Genomic DNA, 11,907 nt, shown 5'->3' on the forward strand with positions numbered 1-11,907 from the left:
ATTACCTCCTTGAAGCTTCGTACTTTGCTTCTATTTCTTTTCTAAGTTTATATACAAGCGTCTCACTATCAAGTTCTACGCTATTATAATCAATATTTTCGCCCTTTTTAATATCTCTTGTAAGGACTGCGCCTTCGTTTATGACGGATATAGGCACTAAATTCTTTTCTCTTGACTTTTCAAAGTCTATGCACTTGCCATAAAAAGTGTAGCCTCCGATGTAATCAAGCTTCTCGCCCTTCTTCATGTCCTTCTTAGCAATAGCAACTACATCTGAGTATGGTATTTCAGATATAGGTTTTATAGCTTCGAGCTTATCGAAGTGTGCCTTTAATACTGTGTTTATAGTCTCTATGCTGGTCAAATGGTAAGGTCTGTATAAAACATAATTTGGACCTTCGCCCATCTTTAAAAATCTCATTAAGTGATCAATCTTCTTTAAGTCGCTCTTAACTATAACAAAGACGCCTGGCGCTATACCGTTAACATAATCAACTATGCCGTATGAATTAAGCACACCGCCTTCTGATTTAAGACAAAGTTTCTTGTCGAGCGATTTGATATCGGATTTGATTCCATGTCCGCCATCGACATCCACTCTAAATCCAGTCGCATTGCTCATAGTGGCCATCTCAACCATGGTCTTAGTACCATCTACAAAGCTTGCTAGCATCTCTTTTTTAATACCTTTTTCTTTGGCAGATTCACTAACAGTATCTGGATTAGCTTCTAAATCGACTTCATTGTTCTTTCCTTTGCCAATGGCTAAAACATCAAAGCCCATTATTTTCGCTTCATTGTAAAGCTCAAGAACTGTTCCTGGCTCGTCACCATCTATGCCTGTATATATAAGTCCCTTTTCTTCAGCTATCTTTGATAGTATAGTGCCAACGCAGACATCGCTCTCTAGATTGAATGTAATAACGTTTTTGCCATTCATTAAAGCGTTGTAACTGATTTCAGTGCCGACTATTGGCTCTCCTGTCGCATCGATTACATAATCAATGTGCTCTGATTTGTATAAAAGCTCTTTGTCCTCACATATATAATACTTATTTAAGTCCTTAATCTCGTCAGCGCAAGTGATTTTAATTATATCTTCTCTAGCAATACCTGCTGCAAGATAAGCATCAATCGCGTCTTCAATATGTCTTGAAGATATTAATAAGGGATTTAAAACCCCGCTTTGTATATATTGACTTACCAGCGCCTTGCCCATAAAGCCGGCTCCTAGTAAAGAAACATTTATCTTTTTACCTTTTTCTTTATATTCATAAAATTTCTTTTGATAATTTATCAAGCCTTCCACCTCGATCTTATATCGTCATATGCCGCCATGGCAGATAACCACGCAAAGCTTAGATTGTAGCCTCCACATGGGCCGTCTATGTCAATTACCTCCCCGATGAAGTATAGTCCATGAACTTTCTTTGACTCCATAGTCTTATTATTTATCTCTTTACTAGCTACTCCACCAAGGCTTATCTGACCAATGCCATAGCCTTTATTTTTAATAATGTCTAATTCAAAATTTTTTAATATATCTATTATTTTATGTAAATCATTATCGCTTAAATCCTTAGCAAGCATCTCTTTATCAAGACCAAGTCTATCTATCACAGGAATTATAAGTCTTTTGTGTATAAGGCCAATAAAAAATTCATCTAGACTCTTGTGTCCTAAATCTTTTCTTCTTTCGCTTAATAAATCAAACATTTCTTCTTCAGTAAATGTATAAAAGAAGTCTATACTAAATTTATAAGCACTTTCCTTGCCCTTAATGTATCTAGATAATTGAAAGACTGTTGGCCCCGATAAACCATATTTCGTAAATAAAACATCATCTACATCATCTTTAATAATCTTACCTGCTTTTTTTAAACTTAGTTTTGCTTTTACTCTAAATCCATCTAAGTGCTTTAAGTACTTATAATCACACTCATATGGTACTAGAGCTGGCTTTGTATCAATAACTGATATACCTAGCTCTTTTATTTGCTTAAATAGATTGGCATCTGAACCAAATTTCGGCATAGCAGCGCCGCCACAAGCTATAACTAAGCTCTTAGCCTTATAAATATTTGAGTTTTGATCTTTAAGTACAAAGATATCATCAGCTTTATGAAAACTTTTTACAAATACATCAGTTTTTATATCTATATTGTTTCTATCATTTTCATATCTAAGTACGTCAAGGACGCTTGACGCTTGTAATGACATAGGATAGACCCTATCATCTTCCATATAGGGATATATGCCCATAGCTTTGAACTTTTCTAAAATTGTCTCATAGCCATATTTCTCAATCATATATGAAGTAAAGGCCTTATCGTTATATGGGTTCTCATTAAGCTTGGTGTTAGTGTAGTTGCACCTGCCATTGCCAGTAGTAAGGAGCTTTTTACCGACTCTATCGTTTCGCTCAAGCATAAGTATATTTAATTTATCCTTATTAAGAGCCCCAAAAAATAGTGCTGCTGCACCTGCTCCTATGACTATAGCATCATATGTCAATTCTATCCACCACTTCTTTTAATATCTTTCCAAAACCTTCATGAAAAACAAGTTTTGCATATCTATCGTAAGATGTTTTATCCTTATTTATAATTACTAAATTGTCTGAATTAAAGTATCTAATTAGTCCCGCTGCTGGATATACCTTTAGAGATGTTCCAGCAACTAAAAGCAAATCAGCCATAGATATTTCATTTATAGCTTCAGACATAACATTATTGTCTAGCGCCTCTCCGTATAAAACAACGTCCGGCTTAATCAATGCGCCGCACTCATCACAAGTACAAGCACCTTTTGAGTGCTTGATATACATTGCGTCAAATTCTTTATGGCACTTAGTGCAATAAGACCTGTTAATATTGCCGTGAAGCTCAATAACTTTCTTGCTGCCAGCGTCTTGATGAAGATTGTCTATGTTTTGAGTGATAACTGCTTTTAGTATACCCATCTCCTCAAGTCTTGCAAGCGCCTTATGGCCTTCGTTTGGCTTAACATTCTCATATATAACCTTATCTCTGCAAAAGTCAAAGAATATATCCGGATGAGCATGATAAAATGAATTGCTCAAAACCACTTCTGGTTCATATCCTTCATAAAGTCTGTCGTTATATATTCCGCCTGCTCCTCTAAAGTCAGGTATACCGCTCTCAGTCGAAACACCTGCTCCTCCAAAGAAAACCATGTGCTTTGCTTTTTTTACTTCTTGGACCAAAAGGTCAATATCAAGCATCCTTCTTCACTCCATTAAGAATAGCGTTTAATAAAATACCAACTATAGCTGCTAAGCTTAGTCCGTTAAGACTGATACTTTCAGTTATAGGAAGCTCTATAGTAAAACCGAACAGCTCTTTAAATAAACCGCCTGAAAATCCTATGAAAAGAATTGCTGCCATTACTATGATATTTTTAAGATTAAATTTAACATGATTATCTCTAATATTTCTAATTCCTATAAAGCCTATCATTGAGAATAGCATAATTGATATGCCACCCATAACTGCTTGTGGTATAGTTCTTAAGAAGCCTCCAAGCTTGCCAACAAAGCCTAGGATGATGGCAAAGACTGCTGCAAGTCTTAGTATTGATGGGTCGTAGTTCTTTGTAATAGCTAAAACTCCTGTATTTTCGCCATAAGTAGTGTTAGCTGGTCCACCTATAAGTGAAGCAAATACTGTTGCTAAACCATCGCCAAGTAAAGTTCTGTTAAGACCTGGATCTTCTACGAAGTTTTGTCCAACTACTGCTCCATTAGTAGTGATATCACCTAAGTGTTCCATAAATACAGCAAATATTATTGGAACAATGATTATAATAGCTTCAATATCAAACAGTGGCAAAGTAAAGTTTGGCACCGCAAAATATTGAGCATTATTTATTGCTGTAAAGTCAACAAGATGTAAAGCAACTGATAGTATATAGCCAAATATTACTGCAACGAGTATAGATATTTGCTTTAAGAAACCTTTAACTAAATATGGCCAAGCTACAGCAACTGCAAGTGTAAGTCCTGCTACTATATATGATGTCTTCGCCATATTAAACGCTGTTGGCAATAGATTGAAGCCTATAACTATAATCATAGGTCCAATTACTTGTGGTGGTAGTATCTTTTGTATTTTTTCTATGCCTATGCCTCTAATGAAGAATGAAAATAATACATAGACCAAACCTGCTACCAGCATACCGCCTTGAGCGTATCTAAGATCGCCATATTGCTCAGCTACTTGCACTATAACTGGTATAAATGCAAATGATGAACCCAAAAATACTGGCACTTTTTTCTTTGTGCAGTAGTGGAATATAAGTGTACCACAACCAGCACTGAAAAGTGCTACTGATGGATCAAGTCCTGTAAGTATAGGAACTAAAACTGTAGCTCCAAACATAGCAATCAGGTGTTGCAAAGCTAAAATCGATTTCTTAATACTAAGAGATGCTTTCATCTTATGCCTCCAATTCTTTTAATTTTTCTGCTTGTTCGTGAGTTAGTAGAGCGTCTATCATCTCATCTAAATCTCCATTCAAGAAGTCTTCCAATCTATATAAAGTTAAATTGATTCTATGATCAGTTACTCTTCCTTGTGGGAAGTTATATGTTCTAATTCTTTCAGACCTATCTCCTGAACCTACTTGGCCCTTCTTAAGCTTAGCTAGTTCATCATTTTGTTCTTGAAGCATCTTGTCATATAGTCTTGATTTAAGAACCTTCATTGCTTTTTCTTTGTTCTTTAATTGTGATTTTTCATCTTGGCAAGTAACTACAAGTCCTGTAGGAACGTGAGTGATTCTAACAGCAGAGTCAGTTGTGTTAACGCATTGTCCGCCGTGACCACTAGCTCTATAAACGTCAATCTTTAAATCGTTTTCATTGATTTCTATCTCAACGTCATCTGCTTCAGGCATAACAGCAACAGTAGCTGCTGATGTGTGTATACGTCCGGAGGCTTCTGTTTCAGGAACTCTTTGAACTCTGTGAACGCCTGATTCATGTTTTAGTCTTGAGTAAGCACCTTTACCATTTATCATGAAGATAACTTCCTTAAAGCCACCTATACCAGTTTCGTTTGTACTCATGACTTCAGTTTTGTAGCCTCTCTTGTCAGCGTACATAGAATACATCCTAAATAAGTCGCCTGCAAATAGTGCAGCTTCTTCACCGCCTATACCGCCTCTAATTTCAACGATAACGTTTCTGTCATCGTTTGGGTCCTTTGGTATAAGCATAATTTTAAGGTCTTCTTCAGCCTTGGCAATATTTTCTTGTAAATTCTTTAAATCTTCTTTAGCAAGTTCCCTCATCTCATCATCAAGGTTCTCACCAAGCATCTCTTCAGTATCCTTAAGTTCATTTAAATAACCTTGATACTCTTTATATCTATCAACTATTGGCTTTAAGTCAGAGTATTCCTTCATTGTCTTTTGATACTCTTTCATGTCTTTCAAAAGATCTGGATCCATAACCTTTTCGCCAAGTTCTTTATACTTGTCTTCAATAAAATTTAATTTTTCTAACATTTTCTCATCTCCTAAATGCAGGCAGAAATAAATCTATCAAAGCCTTCAAGGTCTTTGTAGATTTTAATATCTTTATAATTATTCTTTTCTAATATATCTTTTACAATATTTCCTTGATCGTATCCAATCTCGAAAAATACCATACGTTTAATCTTTTCTCTAGCCTGTCTAATGATTTTTTCGTAGTATTCATATCCTAAATCCCCGCCCACTAAGGCAAGTTTAGGCTCCTTAAATATATCCTTTTCCAAACCCATATATTCTTCACTAGATATATATGGTGGGTTCGATATTAGTATATCATAAGTTTCACTAATATTCTCAAATAAATCAGATAAAATGAAATTTATAGATAAATTGTTTAATTCAGCATTCTCTTTTGCTAAATTTAGTGCGTCTTCAGAAATATCTGAGCATGTAACATCAACTTTTGTATTTTCTTCTTTTATAGCAAGAGCAATGGCTCCAGTTCCTGTACACATGTCTAATACACTGTCATTATCTTTTATAAAGCTATTAACAATGTCAATTAATTCCTCTGTACAAAACCTAGGTATCAAAGCTCTTTCATCAGTTTTTAGAACAATGTTTCTAAAATACTTCTTTCCTATGATATAAGCCATGGGCGTATCGTTTAACCTCTTATTAAGAAGAGCAAAAAACTCTTCTTCATTAATATCAAAATCTTTGTTCAAGCTTAAAAATAGCTTATCCTTGCTCGTTATATGCTCTAGAAGTATATATATCTCGCCCACAGGATTAGGAATATTTTTCCCCGATGCTTCTATATCAGCTAAAGCCTTCCTTATAATATCTTTAACTACCAAGCGTCTAAACCTTCTTCACTAGGTATTACCTCTTTAACCGCCGCTATCGCTACTTCAACCATATCGTCATCAGGCTCTTTGACTGTAGCTATCTTTTGAAGCCATAGTCCTGGTTTAGCAACCGCTCTACAAAAGCCCACGTTATCGTACTTGCCTATGAGTCTATTGATCTCGTATGATATAGCAGCTACTAGTGGCAGAGCTATAATTCTTGAGACTACTCTCATTACTGGCGATGGCCATCCAAAGAATGACAGCACTACTATTGATACAAGCATAACCATAAACAAAAAGCTTGTTCCGCATCTTGGATGGTACTTGCTCATCTTTTGTACATTTTCAACAGTAAGATCAAGGCCATTCTCATAAGCAAAGATGGTTTTGTGCTCAGCCCCGTGGTACATGAATACTCTCTTTAAATCTTTTTGATTCGATATTAAAGTAATATATATTAAAAATATAGATATCCTTATCAAGCCTTCAACGAAGTTTAGTAAGAATATATTATTGATTTTATCCTTTAAGAAGTTAGCTATGAATGTTGGAATTACAACAAAAAGTCCTATAGCTATAAAAAAAGAAAAAACAAAAGTAAAAATATTAAACAAAGTATCTTTAAATTTACTAGTTTCTTTTTTGTCCTCTTCATCGTCATAAAAAGAAGCAGAATAATAGAGAGCTTTAGTGCCTTCAGACATTGAGTCCACTAGCTTGGATATACCTCTTATGAATGGGATCTTGAAGATGAGCTTATTATTCTTAGCTGATTCATCTTTCACTTTAACTTCTATCTCGCCATCTGGTTTTCTTACGGCAACTGAAGTCATTTGTGGCCCTTTCATAAGTATACCTTCGATTAAAGCTTGTCCACCTATACTTGTTTTAAAATTCTTTTTCATTTTTTCACCTATATAATGAAAAATTAGCAGAAAAAAGTCTGCTAATTTTCGTCTTTTTTGTATCTCTTCTTGAATTTCTCTACACGGCCACCACGTTCAGTAAATTTTTGTTTACCTGTAAAGAATGGGTGACATTCAGAGCAAACTTCTACTTTTAACTCATCTCTTGTTGAGCCTGTAACGAAAGTGTTACCACATGCGCATGTTACAGTTACTTCTTTAAATTCTGGATGTATGTCTTTTTTCATTTATTTCACCTCTCTTACCTCATTAACCACTAAATTATATCATATAAATGTTCATATTTCAAGTATTTTTTATAAAAATATAATATTTTTTTCTTTATTAGATATTTTTAAACTCAATATCTATTTACTAAGGCCAGCATCTCTCATCACTGCTTTTATAATCCTTTGATTTTCAAGATGGCCCATCTTGTCCTCTTCACTCTCTTGAACAATAATATCTGGCATTGTTTGATCTAATTCATTTATTGATCCAGACTCTGTTACACCCATTACATTAGAGAACCTCAAAACAAAAGCAGTATTTGGAAGGTCAACTTGCATTGGATCAAAACCAATGCCGTCGCCGCCTGTTCTGCTTCCAACTAAGGTAGCTAATTTAGTTTCTTTGCAAAATGAGGCAAGCATCTCAGCCGAAGAATAAACTCCATTATCTACTAAAAGATATATCTTTCCTTTAAACCTAATTGAATCCTTGCTTGGCTTAACAGATAACTCCAAAGGTGTATAGCAATCAAAATCACTAAGAATCTTTTTCACATCTTCACTAAAGTGTGAGTTATCTAAGAATGTTTTTACATCATTTTTAAATTCTAACTGCTTATAAATTTTTTCATATTTTTCTCCTGATTTCATCAAAAAATAATTTTTCGTTTCATATTTTTTATCCACTATTTTGGGAAGTAAAAACTCTTGCCAATAATTGCTATCACCACCGCCATTGCCTCTTATATCGATTATCAAGAATGGATAATCTTTTATTTCATTAAGATAATTAATAACGATATCTTTATCTTGATTGATATATTGCTCACCTATAAGTGATTTAATTTTGATATAAGCAAGTTTATCTTTAATTATATTCTCAGTCATAAGATTTTTTGAATAAGTCTTATTTACTTCATCATCGCTCTTCATATTTTCAGCAACATATTTTTTTACCGTTTCATTATTAATATTGTATCTTCTTCGAACGCTTTCTTTCTCATACATTTCAGTAATATAATGTCTCCAAGAATTCTTTGGCATAGGATAATAAGTCGTATACATAAACATTGCAAAATCTTCTGGCATTAAATGAGTATGTCCATTGTGAAGTTCAGCTAAAACATAAGTCATTCTAGTAAAAAAGTCTGCATCATCTTTTGACTCTGCAATATATGCTTCATACTTCTCTTTGTTAGCTAGCCAATCAATACCATATACTTTTTTATTAACTTCAAAAAATGGATAATGCTCTTTCAAGGTAGTGTATGCAAAATTAAAATCTTCTATGTAATCATCTTTACTTAAATTAAATTCTTTATATTCCAAGTCTTTTAAATTTATTGTCCTTATGTCATTAGTCTTAGTGTTAATATAGTTATTATAAGAAAAAATTGAGACTAATAATAAAAGTATAATAAGACAAAATGATATGATAGCATTCTTTTTCATGATTTATATCCCCTTCCATGCAAATTTATATCTATAAATATTATATCACATACAAATTAATAATCAACCTAAGGAAATAAAAAAACATACTGATTCAAAATCAATATGTTTTAGATATGTCTTATTTAATTAATTCTAATGAGTACTTTGTTGTTTCATAATTAAGCTTTGCTTGAAGCACCTTCATCTTCTTAAGATTTTCATCAAGTATCTCTTTTGCCTCTTCAAATGAATGAAACTTAAGTATATTGTTGCCATCTATCTCTTTATTTTCATTCAAGTCATCAAGATCATCTTTTATCTGAAAACTCATTGCGAATAGTCTTGAGAAGATTAAAACGTTTTTCATTGTCTCTTCATCTTTATCGGCCAAAATACATGGAACAAGAAAGGCTATATTAAAAAGTCTTCCTGTTTTATTAAGTATCATTCTCTTGTAATCATCGTAAGTATATGTGCCTATCTCACCACTCTCCATACGAATGTCTTCTGACTGACCAAGTATCATGCCTTTTACGCCTGATGATCTATACATATAGCTCATTGCTTTTAATATGTTTTTATTATCATTATCTCTAAGCTTGTGAGCTAAGTATTCCATAGACAAGTTCAAAAGTGCATCGCCACACAAAATTGCATTTGCTTCGCCATATTTTTTATGAACTGTAAATTTACCGCGTCTATACTCATCGTTATCCATAGCTGGCAAATCGTCATGAACTAAGGAATAATTGTGAATTAACTCAAGTGCGACCGCAAAGGCATTTATTAGCTTCTTATCGAGCTCTAGCTCATTTCCAAGGCTATATAGTATAAAGGGTCTAAGCCTCTTGCCTGCATCGTATGAAGCGTATTCTATGGCCTTTGAGATGACGTCATCATTAAGGTAAGGCCTTAGCTCCATAGGAAGCCTCTTGTCAAAGGCCTCTTTAAATGTATTAATATTCATCATCGTCATAGTCCAAATCGTCATCGTGCACTTCGCCAAAGTCTTTGAATGAGTCTATAGTTTCAAAGTCATTATCTTCAACGTCATAATCAATCTCTTTTGATAAATTTAAGTCATCTATCTCAATCTTTTTAATCTTCATCTTGGCTTCGCTTAATTTTTTATTCAATTCTTTGTAAAGCTTAACTGCTTTTTCAAATTCATCTATGCTTTCATCTAAACTTAGCTCTTGACTTTGCAATTTCTCAAGAATATCGTCTAAGTTATCTAATGTTTTTTCATAATTTAATGTCATTATTTACCTCCAAAACATGAGCTTTAATACTACTATTGTATGACTTAATTAATATATCCGAGCCTATCTTAATATCACTAGCATCTTTTATGGTTTTATTATCTAAATCACTTATCAAAAAGTAGCCTCTTCTTAAAGTCTTATAAATATCGTTTATAGTAAGCCTTAGCTTAAACTTTTGTAAATCCTCTGTCATAGCGCTCAGCTTATTGTTCATAGCTTGATTAATATTAACAATTCTCTTGTCAATAGTGTTGTTAGCTTCGTCTATCCTTTTACTTACGGATGAATAAATTAGCCTTGAAGCGAGCATATCGACTTTTTTCTCTTTCGCATAAATGTACTTATCCATCTCTTTTTTAATTAATATCATAAGATTATTTGTCTTTGAATAAAAATTATCTATAAGAGTTTTGGTGTTTAAGCTATTAATCAAATCTCTTTTATTCTTTAGATTAGCTTCTTCACTTGAAACATAGTGATTCATTAAAAAACTTATCTGTATTATGCTTTGATCAAGCATATCTGGTAGTTCATAGTAGTACTTTGATATAATCTCAGCCGCTTCAGATGGCGTTGCGCATCTTTTATCTGCTACAAGGTCAGCTATAAAGCTATCTATCTGGTGACCAACAGCTGTCATAACTGGTATCTTTGATGCGAATATCTTTCTTGCCATGCTCTCGTCGTTAAAAACGGCTAGCTCTTCGTAACTGCCCCCGCCTCTTGCAATAAGAATGAGATCAACATCATTCTTTTGGTTGAAATAATCAAGTCCACTATTTATATTAGATACAGCCATATCCCCTTGAACGAAGGAATCATATAGAATTATGTCAATCATATTGGTCCTTCGTCTAAGCACCTTTACTATATCTCTAAAGCCGGCACTTGTTGATGAAGCGATGAGGCCAAGTCTTCTTGGGTACTTTGGTATTTCTTGTTTAAATTCTTCGTCAAAAAGGCCTTCCTTTTCAAGTTTCTCAAGCGTTTTTCTAAACTCTCTCTTGAGCTTACCTATGCCAAGCTCTTCAACGTAATCAACATTGATCTGGTAGGTGCTGTTTTGGTCGTAAGTAGAAATCTTTCCTTTGATAAAGACCTTCATACCATTCTCAAGAGTAATCTCTTCTTCATTCTTATAACAATAGAAGGCGCACTTAATCTTAGAGCTCTCATCCTTAATCAAAAAATATAAATGACCCGAATTATTTTTCTTATAATCAGCCACTTCACCTTCGACGTATATCTCCTGCAAAAGAAAATCACTCGCCAAAACGTCCTTTATGTAGTCGTTAAGCCCCGTTACCGTGAATTTATTCATGGTAATAGTTCCTTACGTAATCACCAAGTATAGCGTTAATAAATTTGTATGAGTTATCGTCTGAGAAGTTCTTTGCAATTTCTACTATATCGTTAATTATAATTTGATAAGCAATTTCTTCTTCTATATATATTTCAAAGATAGCAAGTCTTAGTAGAGCTCTGTCAATGTATGAGAGCCTTTCAAGCTTTGCATCTTTAAACGCTTTTTTAAGCTCTGTATCAATTAGATCGATATTCTCAATAAATTTCTCAAGTCTGTTACTAAGCTTCAATTTATTCTCTTCACTTATCTCAAGCGCTTCAAAATACCCATCTAAATCACTTACAGAGCTGTATTTATTTAGGTCAAATTGATATATTGCATTCATTAAATTTAATCTAGTCTTGTCGTATGACATAT

The 11,907-nt window shown here is 33.7% G+C and carries 13 protein-coding genes; all 13 read right to left on the reverse strand.

All coding sequences use genetic code 11. From position 1 onward, the window contains the following. Position 1: 1 nt before the first annotated feature. Complete coding sequence (locus tag AC1EJ0_RS01015; RefSeq protein ID WP_480022774.1) at positions 2 to 1,300, reverse strand: NAD(P)H-dependent oxidoreductase; 1,299 nt, start codon at positions 1,298 to 1,300, stop codon at positions 2 to 4. Beyond that, entirely contained in the window at positions 1,297 to 2,514 is a 1,218-nt protein-coding gene (locus AC1EJ0_RS01020) for a BaiN/RdsA family NAD(P)/FAD-dependent oxidoreductase (protein ID WP_480022773.1), read from the reverse strand. The genes AC1EJ0_RS01015 and AC1EJ0_RS01020 overlap by 4 nt, the downstream gene beginning before the upstream one ends. Further along, positions 2,504 to 3,244 (reverse strand): NAD-dependent protein deacylase, encoded by a 741-nt coding sequence (locus tag AC1EJ0_RS01025; protein ID WP_480022772.1) that lies wholly within the window; start codon positions 3,242 to 3,244, stop codon positions 2,504 to 2,506. Before AC1EJ0_RS01025 ends, AC1EJ0_RS01020 begins: the two co-directional genes overlap by 11 nt. Further along, positions 3,237 to 4,457, reverse strand: a complete 1,221-nt coding sequence (locus AC1EJ0_RS01030) for a uracil-xanthine permease family protein (RefSeq protein ID WP_480022771.1) — start codon at positions 4,455 to 4,457, stop codon at positions 3,237 to 3,239. The genes AC1EJ0_RS01025 and AC1EJ0_RS01030 overlap by 8 nt, the downstream gene beginning before the upstream one ends. 1 nt (position 4,458) lies before the next feature. Beyond that, complete coding sequence (gene prfA, locus AC1EJ0_RS01035) at positions 4,459 to 5,529, reverse strand: peptide chain release factor 1 (protein ID WP_058260432.1); 1,071 nt, start codon at positions 5,527 to 5,529, stop codon at positions 4,459 to 4,461. A gap of 11 nt (positions 5,530 to 5,540) precedes the next feature. Further along, positions 5,541 to 6,356 carry a peptide chain release factor N(5)-glutamine methyltransferase gene (gene prmC, locus AC1EJ0_RS01040; RefSeq protein ID WP_480022770.1) on the reverse strand — a complete coding sequence of 272 codons (816 nt, stop codon included), beginning with the start codon at positions 6,354 to 6,356 and terminating at the stop codon, positions 5,541 to 5,543. Beyond that, positions 6,350 to 7,255 (reverse strand): DUF1385 domain-containing protein, encoded by a 906-nt coding sequence (locus AC1EJ0_RS01045; protein ID WP_320604541.1) that lies wholly within the window; start codon positions 7,253 to 7,255, stop codon positions 6,350 to 6,352. Before AC1EJ0_RS01045 ends, prmC begins: the two co-directional genes overlap by 7 nt. 41 nt (positions 7,256 to 7,296) lie before the next feature. Continuing rightward, positions 7,297 to 7,503 (reverse strand): 50S ribosomal protein L31, encoded by a 207-nt coding sequence (rpmE, locus tag AC1EJ0_RS01050; protein WP_019213484.1) that lies wholly within the window; start codon positions 7,501 to 7,503, stop codon positions 7,297 to 7,299. 120 nt (positions 7,504 to 7,623) lie between these two features. Next, positions 7,624 to 8,937 carry a S41 family peptidase gene (locus AC1EJ0_RS01055; protein ID WP_480022769.1) on the reverse strand — a complete coding sequence of 438 codons (1,314 nt, stop codon included), beginning with the start codon at positions 8,935 to 8,937 and terminating at the stop codon, positions 7,624 to 7,626. Between the two features lie 121 nt (positions 8,938 to 9,058). Next, positions 9,059 to 9,889, reverse strand: coding sequence for a polyprenyl synthetase family protein (locus tag AC1EJ0_RS01060; RefSeq protein WP_480022768.1), 831 nt, complete (start codon positions 9,887 to 9,889; stop codon positions 9,059 to 9,061). Next, positions 9,876 to 10,181, reverse strand: a complete 306-nt coding sequence (gene xseB, locus AC1EJ0_RS01065) for an exodeoxyribonuclease VII small subunit (protein WP_294796494.1) — start codon at positions 10,179 to 10,181, stop codon at positions 9,876 to 9,878. Before xseB ends, AC1EJ0_RS01060 begins: the two co-directional genes overlap by 14 nt. Further along, the gene (gene xseA / locus AC1EJ0_RS01070; RefSeq protein WP_480022767.1) at positions 10,165 to 11,505 is read right to left on the reverse strand and encodes an exodeoxyribonuclease VII large subunit; all 1,341 of its coding nucleotides are present in this window, start codon (positions 11,503 to 11,505) and stop codon (positions 10,165 to 10,167) included. Before xseA ends, xseB begins: the two co-directional genes overlap by 17 nt. Then, a complete protein-coding gene (gene nusB / locus AC1EJ0_RS01075) occupies positions 11,498 to 11,905 on the reverse strand; it encodes a transcription antitermination factor NusB (RefSeq protein WP_320604531.1) in 408 nt (135 codons plus the stop codon). The genes xseA and nusB overlap by 8 nt, the downstream gene beginning before the upstream one ends. Between the last annotated feature and the right edge of the window lie 2 nt (positions 11,906 to 11,907).

It is taken from the genome of Fenollaria sp. C0166D3, from assembly GCF_056590255.1.

Excerpts from the sequence above, each read along its gene's own strand:
- AC1EJ0_RS01025 (WP_480022772.1), bottom strand. The coding sequence starts at position 3,244 with ATGCTTGATATTGACCTTTTGGTCCAAGAAGTAAAAAAAGCAAAGCAC.
- xseA (WP_480022767.1), bottom strand. The coding sequence starts at position 11,505 with ATGAATAAATTCACGGTAACGGGGCTTAACGACTACATAAAGGACGTT.
- AC1EJ0_RS01055 (WP_480022769.1), bottom strand. The coding sequence starts at position 8,937 with ATGAAAAAGAATGCTATCATATCATTTTGTCTTATTATACTTTTATTA.
- AC1EJ0_RS01045 (WP_320604541.1), bottom strand. The coding sequence starts at position 7,255 with ATGAAAAAGAATTTTAAAACAAGTATAGGTGGACAAGCTTTAATCGAA.
- xseB (WP_294796494.1), bottom strand. The coding sequence starts at position 10,181 with ATGACATTAAATTATGAAAAAACATTAGATAACTTAGACGATATTCTT.
- rpmE (WP_019213484.1), bottom strand. The coding sequence starts at position 7,503 with ATGAAAAAAGACATACATCCAGAATTTAAAGAAGTAACTGTAACATGC.
- prfA (WP_058260432.1), bottom strand. The coding sequence starts at position 5,529 with ATGTTAGAAAAATTAAATTTTATTGAAGACAAGTATAAAGAACTTGGC.
- nusB (WP_320604531.1), bottom strand. The coding sequence starts at position 11,905 with ATGTCATACGACAAGACTAGATTAAATTTAATGAATGCAATATATCAA.
- AC1EJ0_RS01030 (WP_480022771.1), bottom strand. The coding sequence starts at position 4,457 with ATGAAAGCATCTCTTAGTATTAAGAAATCGATTTTAGCTTTGCAACAC.
- AC1EJ0_RS01060 (WP_480022768.1), bottom strand. The coding sequence starts at position 9,889 with ATGATGAATATTAATACATTTAAAGAGGCCTTTGACAAGAGGCTTCCT.